We start from the raw sequence: 17567 nt of genomic DNA, 5'->3' as shown, positions 1-17567 counted from the left end.
GGCGGCCGCCCAGTGGCCGGTGCCGCGCCGCCCGGCGGCCGGCCAGAGGCGGCGTTACCGCCCAAACCGGCGCGTCCGCCGTCGTGAGCAATGAACGCTTTGTCAGCGCCTGCCCCTACGATTGTTGATTGAAGCAGTTAGAGCCTTTGGAGCGATGCCGTGGACTACTTTTCGATCAACTCCCTGCGTGAAACACACGCGGGCTGGTCGCTGCTCCGCGCCCAAAATGCACCCCTGGCGCTGACGTTTTTCATGACCGCCTTCACGGACCCCAACCAGCGCAACCTGGGCCGCCAGGACCTCATTGATGTTTTGGATGACGTGCTGTTCAGCCTGCGCGACTCCCTCGGCGAGGACAGGTTCCCCCGCTCCGCCGCCGACTACCTGGACGACTGGGCCGAACCGGAAAAGGCGTGGCTGCGGAAGTTCTACACGGACAGCCGGGATGAACCCGTCTATGACCTCACCGCCTCCACCGAGGACGTCATCCGTTGGGTGGAGGCCCTGCGCGGACGCGATTTTGTGCCGACGCAATCACGCCTCTCCAGCATCTTCAACCTGCTGAAAACCCTGGTCCACGGCTCGGAAACGGACCCCGAGGCCAGGCTCGCGGAACTGCAGCGCCAGCGCGACGACATCGACGCGCAGATGGAACGGATCCGCTCCGGCGAAATCCCTGTCATGAGCGGCCCGGAAGCGGTGGACCACTTCCACCAGCTGACCACGCAGGCCAAGGACCTGCTGGCCGACTTCCGGGAGGTGGAGGCGAACTTCCGCAAGCTCGACCGGAACCTCCGCGAGCAGATCTCCATGTGGGACGGCAGCCAGGGGGACCTCCTCGAGACCATCTTCTCCTCGCAGCAGGACATCAGCGGCTCCCTCCAGGGACGCACCTTCCAGGGGTTCTGGGACTACCTGATGTCTCCGCAGCTGCGCTCCGAACTTCACGAACTCCTGGACCGGGCCACCAAAATCGAGGCCCTCGCCGCGCAGGACGGCCTGCTCTCCATCACGTCGATGCAGAACGACTGGCTGCCCGCCGTCGAACAAACCCAGGCCACCGTCCGCCAGCTCTCCGCCCAAATCCGCCGACTGCTCGACGACAAGGTCTTTCTGGAAAACAAGCGCATCATGGCGCTGATCCGCAACATCGAGGCGAGCGCCGTCGCGGTCAGGACCAGTCCGCCGTCGGGCCCGTTTGCCGAACTGCCTGGCCATGACATCCCCGTGGCCCTTCCGTTTGAGCGTCCCCTCTATGAACCGAGCAGGCAGGTCGCCATTCACGACGGCGTGGACGTCGCCGAGGATCTGGACGTGGACGCCGACGCCCTGTTCACCCAGTTTCATGTGGACGCGCACCGGCTGGAAGCCAACATCGATTCCGTCCTGGCGGAAGCCGGGCAGGCCACGCTGGCGGACGTCACCGACGCCTTCCCGCTCAGCCAGGGCCTGGCGGAGCTCGTCACCTACTTCCAGCTCGCCACCGAATCCACGTGGGCCACCATCGACTCGGACCGCTCCCAAACCCTGTCCTGGACCCTGCCCGACGGCAGCCTGCGCGAGGCCACCGTCGACCAAATCATCTTTGTGAGGCCATCATGACCGCCATCCCCGCTGAACCCGCAGGTGCCCCGGATGCCGCCAGGGCGCCCGACGGGCTGCCCCTGGCCATTACCCGGCTGTTCAAGGGCGTTGTCTACCGCGAGTCGGACGAGAAGCTGTGGCAGCGGCTCATGGAACTGTCCGCCCAGGTCCGGGACTACGTGGCCGTGCTGGGCCTGGAACTGGTGCTTGACGACACCGAAGGGTACGCCTTCCTGCGTTCCAGCCCCGACGCCGACCCCGAGCTGCCCCGCCTCATCCCCCGCCGCCAGCTGACCTTCAACGTCAGCCTCCTGCTGGCCCTGCTGCGCGCCCGGCTGGCCGAGTTCGACCAGCAAAACAGCGAGACCCGGCTCATCATGACGGCCGAGCAGATCGGCGACATGGTCTCCGTCTTCCTGCCCGAATCCAGCAACGAGGCCCGCATCCAGGACCAGCTGGCCACCAACATCAAGAAGGTCACCGAGCTGGGCTTCCTGCGCAAGCTCCGCGGCCAGGAGCAGACTTTCGAGGTGGCCCGCATTCTCAAGGCCTATGTGGACGCCCAGTGGCTGGAAGAGTTCGACGCGCGGCTGGCCGACTACCGTTCGACCCTCGCCTCGGACTTGCCCGCAGCGGGCACCGCAGGCAGCGCCACAAAGGAAAGGGCCACCGCATGAGCACCCAGGCCGGGCTTTTCAGCCTCGACGACCTCACCGCGGACGACGCCGGAACCCGCCCCGGCTTCCGCCTGCAGCGCCTGGAGCTGCTCAACTGGGGCACCTTCAACAAGAACGTGCGCACCTTCCGGCTCGACGGCGAGAACAGCCTGCTCACCGGCGACATCGGCTCCGGCAAGTCCACCATTGTGGACGCCATCACCACGCTGCTGCTGCCGGCGAACCGGATCGAATACAACAAGGCTGCCGGGGCGCAAAAGAAGGAACGCAGCCTCATGTCCTACGTGCGCGGCTTCCACAAAAGCGCCCGCAGCGGCATCGGCGACACCTCCCGGCCCGTGGCGCTGCGCGGTCCGGGCACCTTCACGGTGGTGCTGGGCGTCTTCCACAATGCCGCCCTGGACAAGACCATTTCCCTGGCCATCACGCTGTGGGCCACCCAGGAGGCCGGCCAGCCCACGCGCTTCTACACCATTGCCGAGGGCGCGCAAAGCATCAAGACGGACTTCTCCGACTTTGGCACCGACATGGCCAAGCTCAAGCGGCGCCTGCGCAACGACGGCGTCTCGGTCTTTGACGTGTTTGAAAAGTACGCGGCCGCGTTCAAGCGCCACTTCGGGATCGGCTCCGCGCAGGCCATGGACCTGTTCCACCGCACGGTGTCCATGAAGCAGGTGGAAAACATCACCCACTTTGTGCGCACCAACATGCTTGAAGAGGACGATGTTGACACGCGCATCAAGAACCTGCTTCACCACTTTGACGACCTGAAGAAGGCCCACGACGCCGTGCTGCGGGCCAAGGACCAGATCCGCATGCTGGAGCCAGTCCGGGACAACGCCGCCCGACACCACGCGCTGACCACGGACTACGACCGCGCCCACGAACAGCGCGAGCAGCTCTCACCTTGGTTCACCACCCAAAAGCTGGAGCTGAGCGAGGCACACCTGCAGGAGCTGGAACGCGCGGCCGCCAGGGTTGCCGCGGAGCAAACCACGCTGACGGCCGACGCCGGCCGGCTCAACCGGGAGCTGGCCGACCTGCGCGACGACATCCGCAACAGCGGCGGCGGCCGGATCGCCGCCATTGAGGGCGAGCTGGCCCGGCTGGCCATCGAGTCGGGCGCCCAGCAGGAACGCTACGCCTCGTATGCGGAGGCGGCCACCGTCCTCGGCCTGTTTGAACCGGAGGACCAGGTGGTTTTCGACGCCAACGCCGCGGCCCTGCCCGGCGTCGAAAGGCACCTGGCCGAAGCCAACACGGAGTTGCAGCGGCAGCGAACGGCCCTGGACCGGCAGCGTTCCGAGGCCTCCGAACAGGCCGGAGACCACAAGGCCGAGCTGAAGAGCCTGCTGAACCGGCAAAACCTGCTGCCGGGCTGGCTGATCGCGCTGCGCAAGAAGCTGTGCGACGGCACCGGCATTGCCGAATCCGAGCTGCCGTTTGCCGGCGAGCTCCTGCGCGTGCGCGAATCCGAGGCCGCCTGGGAAGGCGCGGCGGAGCGGACCCTTCACGGTTTTGCCCTGTCCCTGCTGGTGACCGGCGAGCACTATCCCGCCGTCAGCGACTGGGTGGACGGCAACAACCTGCGAGCCCGGCTCGTCTACCTGAAGGTGGGAAGCAGCCCCGCCCCGCGCCCGGCCGCCACCGACACGCTGGCCGGCAAGATCGGCATCAAGCCCGGCACGCCCTTCCGGGAGTTCCTGCTCGACGAGCTCGGCCGCCGCTTTGACCACCAGTGCTGCGATTCCATGGCCGATTTCCGCCGCTACCCCAAGGCCCTGACCATTAACGGCCAGCTCAAGGGCGGCGGCGGACGCCATGAAAAGGACGACCGGAAGGAACTGACGGACCGCTCCAGCTACGTCCTGGGCTGGGACAATCACGACAAAATCGCCCGGCTCCGGTCCGCGCTGGAAGAGGCCGAGGGCCGGATGCGCGCCGCCTCCGACGCGCTGGGCCGCATCGACAGCCAGCTGGGCAATCTAGGGCGCCAGCAGCGGCTCATCGGCACGGTGGAGGGCGTCGTCAGTTTCGCCAGCCTGGACTGGCATGCCACAGCCCGGACCATGGAGGACCTGCGCCAGGAAAAGTCCGTCCTGGAGTCCTCCAGCGACATCTTGCGCGAGCTCACCGAACGCGAATCCGCCACGGGCCAGCGCCTGGAGAAGGCCAACGCCAAGCTCAGTGCCCTGGCGGAGCGCATTGGCGCCAACAAGAAGGGCATCCAGGACCTCACCGAGCAGATCACGGACTGCCGGGATTCCCTGGCGGAGACTCCCCTGACGTCCGACGCCGGACTGCTGGCCGAGCTGGGCGCGCTGGCCCGGGCGGCCCTTGAGTCCGAGTCGCTCACGTACAAGAACACCGCCAAGATTGAAAGCAGGGTCCGGGGCACCCTCACGGGCACCATTGATGCCCTGAGCAAGCGCATCAGCACCGCCGAGGGAATCACCATCAGGTTCATGACCGACTTCCGCAACAAGTACCCGGCGGAGACCACCGAGCTGGACGCTTCGCTGGAGGCCGCCGGCGAATTCAACAAAATCCTCCAACAGCTGGTGGATAACGACCTCCCCCGCTTTGCCGAGCGCTTCAAGGACTCACTGACGCAAAACACCATCCATGAGATCGTTGCCTTCAACGCCTTCCTCGATTCCCGGCGGACGGACATCGTCTCGCGCATCGGCGAAATCAACGAGTCCCTGGCCCGGATTGAATACAACCCCGGAAGGCACATCCAGCTCGAACCCCAGTCCACTTCCGACGCCGAGGTGCGCGAGTTCGGCAGCGACCTGCGCGCCTGTTCGGAGGGGACAATTGGCGCCCAGGAACAGTACTCGGAGCAGAAGTTCCTGCAGGTGGAAGCCTTGGTGGAGCGATTCCGGGGCCGGCCGGGCCTGACCAACCTTGACGAACGCTGGACCGCCAAGGTCACCGACGTGCGCAACTGGTTTACGTTCTCGGCCTCGGAAAAATGGACGGAGACCGGGGAGGAGCACGAGCACTTCACCGATTCCGGCGGCAAGTCCGGCGGCCAGAAGGAGAAGCTTGCCTACACCATCCTCGCGGCGGCCCTGGCGTTCCAGTTCGGGATTGCTGCCGGCCCGGGCAACCAGCGGTCCTTCCGCTTCGTGGTCATCGACGAGGCATTTGGCCGCGGTTCCGACGAGTCGGCAAAGTATGGGCTGGAACTGTTCAAGCGGCTCAAGCTCCAGCTGCTGATTGTCACGCCGCTGCAAAAAATCCACGTCATTGAACCTTTTGTGGCCAATGTGGGCTTCGTGGCCAACGAGGCGGGCGACGACTCCCAGCTGCGCAACATGACCATCCACGAGTACCGGACCGAACGGGACAGGCGTGGCAGCTAACCTGCCCGGCTGGACCTCCCCGGCGGACGTGCGGGCGGCGTCGCTGCGTTCCTGGACCAGCGGAGAGCTTTTGCGCGAGCTGGACGCACCCACCGGGCTGCATCCGCGGCGTCGTGCCATCAGGCACCCCAGCGCCAGCCAACTGCGCACAGACTACGCCCGGGCCACCGCGTGGGCGGCGTCCTGGAATCCGCCGCCGCGCGGCTGCTCGCTGGAACACGTGACCGTCGGCGCGAACACCATCGGCGCGAACCGGCTGCCGGGCGCCGCCGTGTTTGACAGCGCCGGGGACGAAATCGCGTTTTTGGGCCTGGGCCGCGAGGCGGCGAGACATGCCGAGCTGTCCCAGCGCGTGACCGAGCTCGATCCCGGCCTGCGGACGTGGGCGCTGCGCCGGCCGCTGGAGCTGCTCAAGCACGGTGGGGACGCGCTGACGGCGGCCCGCGTTGCCATGTGGCTGGCCGCGAACCCGTCCCCCGGGATCTACCTGAGGCAGCTGTCGCTGCCGGGGGTCCACACGAAGTTCGTCGAATCGCACCGCCGGCTCATCGACGACATGCTGGCGGTTCTCTCGCCGGAGCGGGTGCTGGCTGGCAAGAACTACGCCCGCCGGCACGGCTTCCAGGCGGCGCCGGACCGGGTCAGGGTCCGTTTCCTGGATCCCGCCCAGGCACCGGTTCCCGGCATGCTGGATGTGGAGATGACGGCTGCCGCTTTCGCCGCCGTGGCCCTGGACGTGGAGCGGGTCATCACCACGGAGAACCTGGTCAACTTCCTGGCCCTGCCGGAGGCGCCGCGGACGCTGGCCGTCTTTGGCGGCGGCTACGGTTTCGCGGGCATCCGCGAAGGCGTCTGGCTGCGGGACGTCGAGGTGCTCTACTGGGGCGACATCGACACGCACGGCTTCCACATCCTGGACCAGCTGCGCGCCCACCACCCGCACGTGCGCAGCATCCTGATGGATGAGGAAACGCTGCTGGCCCACCGCGACTTCTGGGGCCGGGAGGACAGCCCTTCCCGCGCCGCGCTGACGCATCTGACACCCGCCGAAGCCGCCATGTACGCGGACCTGCAGTCCGGCACCCACCGGCCGCTGCTGCGCCTGGAACAGGAACTGCTGCGCTGGGACTACGTGCTGGAGCGGCTGCCCCGGGCCGGCGCTTGATGTTCCGCTAGTCTCCGGCGGCGGCGCTGATCTCCTGGCGCAGCCGCGCGAAGCGGGCGCATTCCTTGCCAATGCTGGCCGCCTCGCGCGGCGCGTACCCGGCAGCCTCAAGGTCGCCGGCAGCTTCAACGGCCCTCTGGAAACGGTCAATCGCGGCATAGAAGGCCTGGCGCCGGGGCGCCTTGTCCCTCGCTGACTGCCCGCCGGCGCCGCAAAAATAGACGATGTACTGCTGGGCCTGCATGGGCACGGCCACCTCCTCGCAGAGTTCCCGGAGGTCCTCCGTGGCGTGGTCCAATTCCAGGCGTCGTGCGGCAAGGGGAAGTTCAGTCATGCCTCCATCATCCACCCTGCCGGGGGCCGCCAACTTCCGCCCCCAGCGGCCCCAACAACGTCCGCCGTTCAGGAGGGGCTACTCCGCCGCCCCGCCGGCCAGGCCCATGAACATCGTGCGGTGGAGCGTGTCCACATGGCGCCGGGAGATCTCCACGGCATGTTCAACCTGCCCGTCCCGCAGGGCGGCCACCAGCTGGATGTGGTCCTGGTTGGAGCCGTGCAGGCTCTCGATCGGGTACGGAATGAAGTATTCATACAGCTCCATCAGGACGTCAAAGTAGGCATCCACGGCCCCGCCCAGTCCGGATGCGCCGGCCACCAGGCGATGGAATTCCTCGTCCAGCTGGTGGTACCCGGACCAGCTCTGGGCAGCGGCCATCCGCTCCGTCAGCCCGTCCAGCCGCGCCAGCTGGTCTGCGGAAATGTTCAGCGCCGCGAAGTGCGTGACGGCGCATTCGCCGAGCAGCCGGCGGTCAACCAGGCGGTGCACCCGGCCAAATTCGTCCGGCGGGGCCGCCAGCGCAGCCAGCACGGCGCGGGGCGGCTCGTCCGCCACGAACGTGCCGCCGTTACGGCCGCGCCGGCGCACCACCACACCCTCTTCGGCCAGGCTGGTCAGGGCCCGGCGGGCAGTAATGGGGCTGACCGACAGGCCCAGCGCCACCTCGTCCTTGTCCGGCAGTCGCTCCCCCGGCTTGAGCAGGCCCAGGTATATGGCGGTGCCGATGCGCAGGCGCACGGCGTCCATGGCGCTGCGCCGGTCAAGGCCGGCCAGCGCGGCGCCGTCAATCGGCGAGGCCTCCCCGCCCTCTCCTGAATCCAAGCTCATAAGGATCACTGTAGGGGAATTTTCCCAGACCCTTCCCATAAGAGATCAATATGATCTATTATGAATCAGGTCACAACCCCCAACATGGAGCGCCACATGTCCCGCATCTTGCCCCTCATCGCAGCACAGGCCCCGCCACGGCTCATCGGCGAGCCTCTCACCCGCTTTGCCAGCGAGGTCCAGGCCGCGCTGACGCACCAGCCGGACGCCAGGCTGGTGGTGTTTCCCGAACTTCACCTCTTTGGCGACGGCGCACCCGACCAGCAGCGCGCCGAAGCGCTGCAGGCCTCCGCGGAACCCCTTGCCGGGCCCCGCGTCAGGGGGCTGCAGCAGATTGCCGCGGACCTGGGCATTTGGCTGGTCCCCGGCAGCATCTGCGAGCGCGGGGAGGGCGGCCAGCTGTTCAACACACAGCTGGTCCTTTCCCCCGACGGCGGGATCGCCGGCTTCTACCGCAAGATCTTCCCGTGGCGGCCCTTCGAGCCCTACGATCCCGGACACGAATTCGTGACCGTGGACCTGGACGGCTTTGGCCGGGCCGGGCTGAACATCTGCTACGACGCCTGGTTTCCGGAGGTCACCCGGCAGCTGGCCTGGATGGGCGCGGAGGTCATCATCAACGTGGTGAAGACCACCACCCCGGACCGCGAGCAGGAACTGGTGCTGGCCCGGGCCAACGCCATCACCAACCAGGTCTTCATGGTGAGCGTGAACTGCGCCGGTCCCACCGGACAGGGCCGCAGCATCATCGTGGACCCGGAGGGCCGCGTCATCACCGAGGCGCCCACGGCGGAGCCTGCCGTGCTCACCGCCCAACTGGACCTGTCCGCCGTCGAACATGTCCGCCGCCACGGAACGGCGGGCCTGAACCGCATGTGGTCCCAGTTCCGCCCCGGCGAGCCCGCCATCGAGCTCCCCGTCTACCAGGGCCGGATCGACCCGGCAACCTGGACCCCCGTCCTCCGCTCATCGAGGAGCATCTCTTGACTTCGCAACCCACCCTGATCCGCACGCTCAACCTGCGGTCACTGGTCCTCTTCGGGCTGGCGTATCTGACCCCCATCATTGTGCTGGGCATCTTCGGCATCATCGCCGAGACCACCGGCGGGGCCTCCCCGTCCGCCTACCTCGTGGCCATGGTGGCCATGCTGTTCACGGCCCACAGTTACGGGCGCATGTCCGTCGCCTACCCGGTGGCAGGCTCTGCGTACACGTATGTGCGCAAGTCGATCGACCCGCGCGTCGGCTTCCTGGTGGGCTGGGCCATCCTGCTGGACTACCTGTTCCTGCCCATGGTCATCTGGCTCATTGGCGGATCCTTCCTCAGCGCCCAGTTCCCCGGCATCCCCATTGCGGTGTGGATCCTGCTGTTCATCGTCATCACCACGTTCCTGAACATTCTGGGCATCAAGGTCGCGGACAAGGCCAACTACGTGCTCATGGCCTTCCAGATCCTGGTGATCATATTCTTCGTGGCGCTGTCCATCGGCCACGTGATCCACACCTCCGGCGCGGGCGGACTGGCCAGTTCGGCGCCGTTCTTCAACGCGGGCACGAGCCTGGGCACCATCAGCGCCGGCGCAGCCATCGCCGCCTACTCCTTCCTCGGCTTCGACGCCGTCACCACCCTGACCGAGGAAACCATCGAGCCAAAGAAGAACATGCCACGGGCCATCATGCTCATCGCCCTGATCGGCGGCGGCATCTTCGTGGTGGTTGCCTACTTCACACAGCTGGTCCACCCCGGCGGCGCGTTCGCCGACGCGGCCTCGGCCGCCAGCGAGATTGCCCTGCAGATTGGCGGCACGTTCTTCGGCGCCGTGTTCCTGGCCGGCCTGGTCGCGGCACAGTTCGCCTCCGGCCTGGCGGCGCAGGCCAGCGCGTCCCGCCTGATGTACGCCATGGGCCGCGACTCAGTGCTCCCCAAACCCGTGTTCGGCCGGCTCAACGCGAAATACCACACGCCCGTGGCCAACATTGTGATCGCGGGGATCATCGGCCTGATCGCGATCTTCCTGGACGTGGCCACCTCGACGTCGTTCATCAACTTTGGCGCCTTCACGGCCTTCACCATGGTCAACGTCTCGGTCATCTTCCACTTTGTCCGCGAGCGCCGGGCCGGGCGGCACCTGAACCCGGTCAGCTACGTCCTGGTGCCCGCCGTCGGCGCTGTCATCTGCGGCTACCTGCTCTCCCAGCTGGACGTCCATGCGGTCACGCTGGGCCTGTCATGGCTGGGCGTCGGCATTGTGGTGCTGCTGTTCATCACCAAGGGGCTGCGGAAGGCCCCGCCGGAAATGGCCACGCTGGAAGAAGCTGTAGTCTAGGCGCATCGAAACGCCCCACGGAAAGGGTCCCCGCGTGCGCATCGCCCTCGGCCAGCTGGCATCCGGTACGGACACGCCTGTGAACCTGCGCGCCATCGACGCCTTCGCCGGGCGTGCTGCGGCAGCCGGCGCCTCCCTGGTCGCCTTCCCCGAATACGCCACCTACGAAAAGAAGAAGATCGACGCCACCTTCCCGGCAGTGGCCCAGCCGCTGGACGGGGAGGCGGGCACCGAGCTTTCCCGGATCGCCGCGCGCCACGGCATCGCCCTGGTGGCCGGCCTGGTGGAGTCCTCCCCGGACCCCGCGCGCGCCTACAACACGCTGGCCGCCTTCGCCCCCGATGGCGGCCTGCTCGCGGCCTACCGCAAGATCCACCTGTTCGATGCCCAAGGCTTCTGCGAGTCCGAGTTCGTGGCACCGGCCCCGTCCACGGAACCCGTCACCTTTGCAGTGGGCGGCCTCCGCTTTGGCCTGCTGACCTGTTACGACCTCCGGTTCCCGGAGCAGGCACGGGCCCTGTCCGACGCCGGATCCCAGGTCCTGCTGGCCTGCTCCTCCTGGGTGCCGGGTGAGTTGAAGACGAACCAGTGGCGCACGCTGCTGGGCGCCCGTGCCATTGAAAACAGCCTCTATGTGGCAGGCGTATGCCAGGCCACGCCCGTGTCGGTCGGCAATTCGCTGCTGGCAGGCCCCATGGGCGACGTGGTGGCGGAACTCGGACTCGACGCGGACCTCCTCCTGGCGGACGTCTCGCCGGCTGCCGTGGACCAGGTACGGTCCCACTTCCCCATCCACCGCCAGCGCCGCATCCTCTAGACCGCCGTCGGCAACGGTGCATCACAAGCTGCCCGCACCCCGGCCATTTACTGTGCTTTCCGGCTCACGGCAGGGGTGTCAAGTCCGCTGGGGCAGGCTGTCGGGGACGGGCGCCGCGGCGGAATCCTCAATGTAGCGCTTCGGGTTGATCATGACGGCCCCCGTCATCATCACGAGCAGGCACACGCCCAGCGTGGCGAACGACCAGGTCCAGGATCCGGTGGCGTCGTGGATGGTGCCAAAGAACAGGGGCGCGATGCCGGCTCCGGCGTACCCCACGCCCTGGCTGAATCCCGACAGGACCGCGGAGCCGTGCGTGGTCCGCGAGCGCAGGTTCACCATCAAAAGGGCGGTGGCGAACGTGCCCTGGCCCAACCCGGCCGAGGTCACCCACAGCCAGGTGCCGTGCATCGGCGACAGGTACAGGCCCAGGTGTCCGATGGTCCAGAAGACGGCAAAGATGGAAATGGCGATGATCGGGTTCTTCATGCGCGGCACCCACAGCGGCACCAGCAGGCTCACCGGCAGGCCCAAAATGGCAAAATAGGCCAGCGCCGACCCGGCCGTGGCCGGGTCCAGGCCCTCGCCGGCCAGATATGGCGGCAGCCAGGTGAAGTAAACGTAGGTCTGTGCCGAATTGCCGGCCAGGAAGATGGCCAGCCCCCACGCCACCGGTGAGCGCCACGGCACCAGTCTCGGCACGCCACCGTGGCCGGCGTCCCCGACGGAACCGGCGGGGCCAGCGCCAGGCGGGCGGCCGGCGTCGTCCGCGGCGCTGCGGCGCGTCTGGCGGTCGCGCAGGGCCTGGGCGGCCCATGGCAGCAGCACCAGGAAGCTGACCGACGCCCACAGGCCGATGGACACGCGCCAGCCGGCGAGCCCGGCCACCGGGACGGCCAGCTGCGGGCTGGCGGCCGTTCCCACGGCCAGCAGCGTCACGTACCCGGCCGTCACCACGCCCACGCGGTCCGGGAAGTATTTTTTCACCAGCGGCGGCAGCACCACGTTGCCTATCCCGTAGCCGGCCATGACCACGGCCGACCACCCGAGGAACGGCCACACCTGTCCACTCGCCGCGCGCACCAGCTGCCCCGCCACGGCCAGCACCACGGCCCCCACGAGCACCTTTTCGAGGCCGAAACGGCGGATCAGCAGCGGCGTCAACAGCCCGAACACGGCGAAGATCAGCGGTGGGAGCATGGCCAGCAGGCCGATGGTGCCGGCGTCGAACCCCAGTTCACCCCGCAGCTCGCCGAGCAGCGGGGGCACCACGGAGACGGCCGCACGCAGGCTCAGGGCCATGACCATGATCCCCAGCAGCGCGCCGATGCGCCCGGTCCACGGCTTCTTCACAACAAAATTGCTCACTGGACAACAGTAGCCACTGCCGGCGGGACCCACGCACCGGCATCCTTGACCGGCCACGGGTGCGGCCATAGATTGGGAATCGGCCTGCACCCTGGCGGCCCACATTCATCCACGGCCGTCCGCGGCCTTCCCCAGCAAACCTCACCAAGGACGCCCCATGGACGCAGCACCGCAGCCCGCACCGCCCGCCACCCGGGAAGCCTGCGTGGCCGCCGACGCCGCCGATCCCCTGCGCCGCTTCCGCAACGACTTCCTGCTGCCCGACGGCGTCATCTACCTGGACGGAAACTCGCTTGGCGCCCGGCCGCGCACCTCCCTGGACGTGGCCGCACGCGTGCTGGAGGAGGAATGGGGCACGGGGCTGATCCGCAGCTGGAACACGGCCGGCTGGTTTGAGCTCCCCGGACGCCTGGGCGACAAGCTCGCGCCGCTGATCGGCGCCGGCCCCGGCGAAGTGGTGGTCACGGACACCACGTCGCTGAACCTGTTCAAGTCGCTGGCAGCCGCGCTGCGCATCCAACAGGCGCAGGACCCGGCACGAAAGGTCATCGTGACCGAACGTGACAACTTCCCCACCGACATTTACATGGCCGAGGGCATCGCCGACTTCCTCGACCAGGGTTACTCGGTCCGCCTCGTGGACGAGGGGCTCCCGCTGGAGGCCGCGCTGCGAGGCGACGTGGCCGTCGTCGCACTGTCCCACGTCAACTACCGCACCGGGGCCATGTGGGACATGGCGTCCACCACCTCCCTGGTGCACGACGCCGGCGCCCTGGTGATCTGGGATCTCGCCCACGCGGCCGGTGCCGTGCCGGTGGACCTGCGCGGTGGCGGGGCGGACTTCGCCGTGGGCTGCACCTACAAGTACCTCAACGGCGGCCCGGGCTCGCCCGCCTTCATCTGGGTCAATGCCCGGCACCAGGACCGCTTTTGGCAGCCGCTCTCCGGCTGGTGGGGGCATGCCCGGCCTTTTGCGATGGAGGACTCATACGAGCCGGTGGCGGGGATCGGCCGTTTCCTGTGCGGGACGCAGCCGGTGGTGTCCATGGCCCTGGTGGAATGCGGGCTCGACGTGAGCCTGGCGGCGGACATTGGCGCCGTGCGGGAGAAGTCGCTGGCGCTGACCGACCTGTTCATTGCGTTGGTGCAGGCACGGCGAGGGTCGCATCCGCTGGAGCTGGTGACGCCCTTGGACCGGGCCCGGCGCGGCAGCCACGTCAGCTACGCGCACCCGGGCGGCTATGCCATCATGCAGGCGCTCATCAGTCGCGGCGTCATTGGCGACTACCGCGAGCCCCATGTCCTCCGCTTCGGGATCACGCCCCTGTACCTGGGCTACGCCGACGTCTGGGACGCGGTGGATGCCCTGTTCGACATCCTGGACAACCGCCATTGGGACGCTCCGCAGTTCCGGGAGCGGCTGCAGGTCACGTAGCCGCCCCGATGGGCAGCCGGGCACCGATTGTACGGATACTGCGACCTGTCCGGCTCCGATTTCCGCCCACTGTACAGCTGCGGTGACCCGCGACGCCGCCCACCCGCCAGAGCTGTACTCTCGGCGGGACTCGGCATCCGCACCCGCCAGAGCTGTACTCTCGGCGGGACTCGGCATCCGCACCCCTTCGCCGACGCCCGGGAATCAGCAGGATCGTGCACAAATCGGCAGTCGGCGCTTTAGGATGGAGTCACGGTCCGGAGTGGACCCCCTTAAACGGCACGGCAGGAGGCACCGGCGTGGATGCAGCCCAACTCGGCGCAGCGCTGCGCGCCCGGCGCCGGGAACTGGACCTGACCCAGGTGGAAACCGCTGACCTGGCGGACATTTCCCCGCGCGTGCTCAGCGACCTGGAAAACGGGCGCGAAACCGTTCGCCTGGACATTCTTAACGCCGTGGCCAATGCCCTGGGCCTGAGCCTGAACCTGAGCGTGCAGGCGCCATGAGACGCTCCGTCCGTGCAGGCGGCACCCAGGCAGCCGGGACCCAGCCGTGAAGAGCCCAAACGCGAAGGGCCCGGCGCAGTGAAGAACCCCGAGGATGCCAAGAAGATCCACCACGCGGTGGTCTACAAGCAGGGCAGGCCGGCCGCGACGCTGGTCCGCCAGGCACGTGACGGTGTCGTGTTCTCCTACCTGCCCAACTACCTCAGCACCGGCGGGCCGGCCATTGCCGCCACATTGCCCCTCCTCGACGTGCCCGTGACGCTGGCCCACGGCAGCGTGCCGGCGTTCTTCGCCGGATTGCTGCCGGAGGGCGAACGGCTCGCCAAGCTGCGGTGGGCCGTGAAGACCACCATCACCGACGAGTTCTCGCTCCTGCTGGCTGCCGGACAGAACCCGGTGGGCGACGTGCGGGTTGTGCCCGCCGGTGACCCCCTCGAGGCGGTGCCGCCGCTGCTTGCCGTCACCAAGACCATGGACACCGTCCGCTTTTCGGACTTCGCCGCGATCCCCGGTCCCGTCGATCCGTCCGCGCTTCCGGGCCTCCAGGACAAGGTCACCGCCTCCTACGTCCATGACAAGGACCCCTCGCGGGCCTACATCCTCAAGTTCAACGACGGCAGCCACGCACGCCAGGTCGAGACCGAATACCTGCTCCTTGAGAAGGCCAGGGCGCTGTCCATTCCCGTTGCCGCCTCCCGGCTGGTGTACGACGCCGTTGGCCAGGCCGCGTTGCTTGTCTCCCGTTTTGACCGGTCCCCGGCAGGACCCCTCGCGGCGGAGGACGCCGCGCAGCTGCTCGGCCTGCCGCCGTCACGCAAGTACGACATTCCCACCGAGGCGGTGGCCGCTGCCATCACGGGCATGTGCTCGGCCCACGTCCTGGCTGCCCGCAACGTGTTCCTGCAGTTCCTGTTCGGATGGCTGACGGGCAACGGAAACCTGCATGCCAAGAACATCTCTGTGGTCCGGCAGCCGGGCGGGGAATGGTTCGTGGCTCCCGCCTACGACCTCCAGTGCACGCTCGCGGCGGAGATCGAGCAGGGCTTTGCCGCCGGCGTTCCCGGTGGCATCGTCACCGACCTGACCGACGGCGACCCGTCGCGCGATCCCGGCATGGCCCTGCCCCTGGGGGGCAGCGCCGGCAGCCGGACCGGGCTTGGACGCAACGACTGGCTGAGCTTCGCCCGCAGCCTGCACCTGCCCGAGCGGCTCGCGGCAAAGAGCATTGACAAGGCGCTGGCCGCCTCCGCCCTGACCGCGGCGGAACTGCCGTTTGGACGGGACGTGAGTGCCGCCGTCGTCCGCGTCCTGGGCATCAGACGCAAGGCCATGCTGCCGTAGCCGGTTCCAACGGCTGTACTTTTAGTGACGGTTTGACGGTAAAATAGGCGCATGCCACGAATAGCCGCCCCCACCAACGCGGCGCAGCGCGAGCAGACGCAGCGCAAGATCCTCGACGCCTTTGGCGAACTGCTGTTCAGCCACGGGCTGCCCGGGCTCACGATGACCGACGTCGCACGCACCGCCGGCGTTGGCCGCACCGCCGTTTACAACTACTTCGCCGACCTGGAACAGCTCCTGGTGGCCTACGCGCTGGATGAAACCGGACGCTTTGTCACGGAACTAAAGACCGATCTTGACAGCCTGGACAACCCTGTGGACAAGCTGTCGCTGTACGTCCGCGCCCAGCTCGAAGACCTCAGCCGCCGCCACCTGCCGCCGGGCCCTGCCATGCGCTCGGTGCTGTCCGGGGACTCCTTCGCGAAGCTGGCCGTGCACGTGGGCGAGCTGAACCAGCTGCTCGCGGACATCCTGCGCGAAGGCATGGACCAGCACTACCTTCCGGAGGCCGACGCCGACACGCTGGTGCAGCTGATCCACGGCTCGCTGACCGCCAGTGCGTCCCGGCGCAACGCGGACACTCCCGACGCGGACCGCGTGGCCGCTGCCGTGCGGTTCATCCAGGCCGGGGTCGGCGCCGTGTTTGACGACGGCGGACGGCCCACCACGATTCCCTAGGCTCGGGGTCAGCCCGCCGTGGCCGCCGGCGTGGGGCTCAACCGCGGACAGGACAGCGGGCCCGGCGTCTGGTCCACTTTTTTCGCGTCGACCAGGTTGGTGTAGCTGCTGGTCACAATGAAATCGACGGTGGCGCCCTTGCGGTCGTCCTGCACGTATTCAGCTCCGGCGACGTTGCGCTGGAGATTGAAGGCGGCGGCCTGGCCGGCCACGCCGGAGACCACCACCGCCGGTGCATCATAGGGGGTGGCACCGTTGGAGACCGCCTTGACCTTGTATCCGCGCTTCTTCAGCTCGGCGGCCACCTTCCCTGCCAGCCCCTCCGTGCGTCCGCCGTTGTAGACGTTGACGGAGACGGTCTTGTCCGCCGGATAGTCAAACGGGCCCGGCGGGCACGTTTCGGCGGCGGGGGCGTGCCTGGGCACGCCGAAGTGGAGCACCAGATCGCCGCGCTGCACCATGCCGGCCAGCACGACGCCTGCCACCACCAAGGCGAGCAGCAAGACCAGGGTGACGCCGTGGGTTATGCGGCGCCGGACGGTCACGGAAGTGTACTCGGCCGTTTCCGGCTCGGGAAACGCCTCCGCCAGCCCCGCGGCGTCAATGACGTGGTGCCCGTGCAGGAAGTGCACATCCTTGGACCTTTTCCGCGCCAGGCGGTCTTCGTAGGCCTGGTCCTTGGCCTGGCGCCTTGCCTCGCGCGCGGCCCCGCGGGCCTGTCGGGCGGTGAGTTGGACGTCGTCGTCCGGGCGGCCGTCAATCATCGATCACCAGTACGCGGGCGTGGAGGATGGTGCGCTGGTGCAGGGCGGTGCGCACGGCCCTGTGCAGCCCGTCTTCCAGATAGAGGGTCCCGCGCCACTGCACCACGTGGGGAAACAGGTCGCCAAAAAAGGTGGAATCCTCCGCCAGCAGTGCTTCCAGGTCCAGCTGCGCCTTGGTGGTCACCAGGTCGGCCAGGCGGACCTGGCGCGGGGCCACGGCCGCCCAGTCCTTGGGCGTGATGTAGCCATGGTCCGGATAGGGTCGGTTGTCGCCAACTGCTTTGAAGATCACTTGTACAGACTATGGATTGGACGTCCGCATGGGAACCGCGGCCCACCCAAGCCGCGGGTGTGTTGCCAAATGGTTAC

At 67.8% G+C, this 17567-nt stretch carries 16 protein-coding genes; 11 read left to right on the top strand and 5 right to left on the bottom strand.

The window, feature by feature from the left end; genetic code table 11:
• Nucleotides 1-159 precede the first annotated feature (159 nt).
• Genes DMB86_RS03810 through DMB86_RS03795 form a run of 4 tightly spaced genes read left to right on the top strand, consistent with a single transcriptional unit; the run spans nucleotide 160 to nucleotide 6797 of the window.
• On the top strand, nucleotides 160-1602 hold the full coding sequence (locus tag DMB86_RS03810; protein ID WP_113716617.1) for a DUF3375 domain-containing protein: 1443 nt from the start codon (nucleotides 160-162) through the stop codon (nucleotides 1600-1602).
• Nucleotides 1599-2261, top strand: a complete 663-nt coding sequence (locus DMB86_RS03805) for a DUF4194 domain-containing protein (protein WP_113716616.1) — start codon at nucleotides 1599-1601, stop codon at nucleotides 2259-2261. The genes DMB86_RS03810 and DMB86_RS03805 overlap by 4 nt, the downstream gene beginning before the upstream one ends.
• Nucleotides 2258-5632: an ATP-binding protein gene (locus DMB86_RS03800; RefSeq protein ID WP_113716615.1), complete on the top strand. Its 3375-nt coding sequence runs from the start codon at nucleotides 2258-2260 to the stop codon at nucleotides 5630-5632. Before DMB86_RS03805 ends, DMB86_RS03800 begins: the two co-directional genes overlap by 4 nt.
• Complete coding sequence (locus DMB86_RS03795) at nucleotides 5622-6797, top strand: Wadjet anti-phage system protein JetD domain-containing protein (protein WP_113716614.1); 1176 nt, start codon at nucleotides 5622-5624, stop codon at nucleotides 6795-6797. Before DMB86_RS03800 ends, DMB86_RS03795 begins: the two co-directional genes overlap by 11 nt.
• 7 nt (nucleotides 6798-6804) lie before the next feature.
• Here the strand turns inward: DMB86_RS03795 and DMB86_RS03790 are convergent, their stop codons facing one another.
• Both DMB86_RS03790 and DMB86_RS03785 read right to left on the bottom strand, forming a co-directional pair.
• Nucleotides 6805-7131, bottom strand: a complete 327-nt coding sequence (locus DMB86_RS03790) for a hypothetical protein (protein WP_113716613.1) — start codon at nucleotides 7129-7131, stop codon at nucleotides 6805-6807.
• A gap of 78 nt (nucleotides 7132-7209) precedes the next feature.
• Nucleotides 7210-7962, bottom strand: a complete 753-nt coding sequence (locus tag DMB86_RS03785; RefSeq protein WP_113716612.1) for a FadR/GntR family transcriptional regulator — start codon at nucleotides 7960-7962, stop codon at nucleotides 7210-7212.
• A gap of 96 nt (nucleotides 7963-8058) precedes the next feature.
• Here DMB86_RS03785 and DMB86_RS03780 point away from each other — a divergent pair, with 96 nt between their 5' ends.
• The 3 genes from DMB86_RS03780 to DMB86_RS03770 are packed head-to-tail and all read left to right on the top strand — an operon-like array spanning nucleotide 8059 to nucleotide 11106.
• Nucleotides 8059-8949, top strand: a complete 891-nt coding sequence (locus DMB86_RS03780; protein ID WP_113716611.1) for a carbon-nitrogen hydrolase family protein — start codon at nucleotides 8059-8061, stop codon at nucleotides 8947-8949.
• Nucleotides 8946-10289: an APC family permease gene (locus DMB86_RS03775; RefSeq protein ID WP_113716610.1), complete on the top strand. Its 1344-nt coding sequence runs from the start codon at nucleotides 8946-8948 to the stop codon at nucleotides 10287-10289. The genes DMB86_RS03780 and DMB86_RS03775 overlap by 4 nt, the downstream gene beginning before the upstream one ends.
• Nucleotides 10290-10323: 34 nt before the next feature.
• A complete protein-coding gene (locus tag DMB86_RS03770; protein WP_113716609.1) occupies nucleotides 10324-11106 on the top strand; it encodes a nitrilase-related carbon-nitrogen hydrolase in 783 nt (260 codons plus the stop codon).
• A 78-nt stretch (nucleotides 11107-11184) separates the two neighbouring features.
• Here the strand turns inward: DMB86_RS03770 and DMB86_RS03765 are convergent, their stop codons facing one another.
• Nucleotides 11185-12474 (bottom strand): MFS transporter, encoded by a 1290-nt coding sequence (locus tag DMB86_RS03765; protein ID WP_227878585.1) that lies wholly within the window; start codon nucleotides 12472-12474, stop codon nucleotides 11185-11187.
• A gap of 157 nt (nucleotides 12475-12631) precedes the next feature.
• On the opposite strand from DMB86_RS03765, the gene kynU reads away from it, so the two are divergent.
• From kynU to DMB86_RS03745, 4 genes are all read left to right on the top strand, one after another.
• Nucleotides 12632-13909, top strand: coding sequence for a kynureninase (gene kynU / locus DMB86_RS03760; protein ID WP_113716608.1), 1278 nt, complete (start codon nucleotides 12632-12634; stop codon nucleotides 13907-13909).
• A gap of 299 nt (nucleotides 13910-14208) precedes the next feature.
• Nucleotides 14209-14415, top strand: coding sequence for a helix-turn-helix domain-containing protein (locus DMB86_RS03755; protein WP_113716607.1), 207 nt, complete (start codon nucleotides 14209-14211; stop codon nucleotides 14413-14415).
• A gap of 78 nt (nucleotides 14416-14493) precedes the next feature.
• Nucleotides 14494-15756 carry a type II toxin-antitoxin system HipA family toxin gene (locus tag DMB86_RS03750; RefSeq protein ID WP_171814352.1) on the top strand — a complete coding sequence of 421 codons (1263 nt, stop codon included), beginning with the start codon at nucleotides 14494-14496 and terminating at the stop codon, nucleotides 15754-15756.
• Nucleotides 15757-15807: 51 nt separating this feature from the next.
• Entirely contained in the window at nucleotides 15808-16434 is a 627-nt protein-coding gene (locus DMB86_RS03745; protein ID WP_113716605.1) for a TetR/AcrR family transcriptional regulator, read from the top strand.
• Between the two features lie 8 nt (nucleotides 16435-16442).
• Here the strand turns inward: DMB86_RS03745 and DMB86_RS03740 are convergent, their stop codons facing one another.
• Together DMB86_RS03740 and DMB86_RS03735 are read right to left on the bottom strand one after the other, a co-directional pair.
• The gene (locus DMB86_RS03740; RefSeq protein ID WP_113716604.1) at nucleotides 16443-17198 is read right to left on the bottom strand and encodes a LytR C-terminal domain-containing protein; all 756 of its coding nucleotides are present in this window, start codon (nucleotides 17196-17198) and stop codon (nucleotides 16443-16445) included.
• Nucleotides 17191-17490 (bottom strand): type II toxin-antitoxin system VapB family antitoxin, encoded by a 300-nt coding sequence (locus tag DMB86_RS03735; protein WP_113716603.1) that lies wholly within the window; start codon nucleotides 17488-17490, stop codon nucleotides 17191-17193. Before DMB86_RS03735 ends, DMB86_RS03740 begins: the two co-directional genes overlap by 8 nt.
• Between the last annotated feature and the right edge of the window lie 77 nt (nucleotides 17491-17567).

Origin of the sequence: Arthrobacter dokdonellae (genome assembly GCF_003268655.1) — a bacterium.
Lineage (GTDB): Bacteria > Actinomycetota > Actinomycetes > Actinomycetales > Micrococcaceae > Specibacter > Specibacter dokdonellae.
The sequence above is the reverse complement of the archived record's forward strand: the minus strand, read 5'-3'. Positions and strand labels throughout refer to the sequence as shown.

What these genes read in the sequence shown, in the direction of transcription:
- DMB86_RS03745 (WP_113716605.1), top strand. Translation starts at nt 15,808, where the DNA reads ATGCCACGAATAGCCGCCCCCACCAACGCGGCGCAGCGCGAGCAGACG.
- DMB86_RS03805 (WP_113716616.1), top strand. Translation starts at nt 1,599, where the DNA reads ATGACCGCCATCCCCGCTGAACCCGCAGGTGCCCCGGATGCCGCCAGG.
- DMB86_RS03740 (WP_113716604.1), bottom strand. Translation starts at nt 17,198, where the DNA reads ATGATTGACGGCCGCCCGGACGACGACGTCCAACTCACCGCCCGACAG.
- DMB86_RS03785 (WP_113716612.1), bottom strand. Translation starts at nt 7,962, where the DNA reads ATGAGCTTGGATTCAGGAGAGGGCGGGGAGGCCTCGCCGATTGACGGC.
- DMB86_RS03800 (WP_113716615.1), top strand. Translation starts at nt 2,258, where the DNA reads ATGAGCACCCAGGCCGGGCTTTTCAGCCTCGACGACCTCACCGCGGAC.
- DMB86_RS03780 (WP_113716611.1), top strand. Translation starts at nt 8,059, where the DNA reads ATGTCCCGCATCTTGCCCCTCATCGCAGCACAGGCCCCGCCACGGCTC.
- kynU (WP_113716608.1), top strand. Translation starts at nt 12,632, where the DNA reads ATGGACGCAGCACCGCAGCCCGCACCGCCCGCCACCCGGGAAGCCTGC.
- DMB86_RS03790 (WP_113716613.1), bottom strand. Translation starts at nt 7,131, where the DNA reads ATGACTGAACTTCCCCTTGCCGCACGACGCCTGGAATTGGACCACGCC.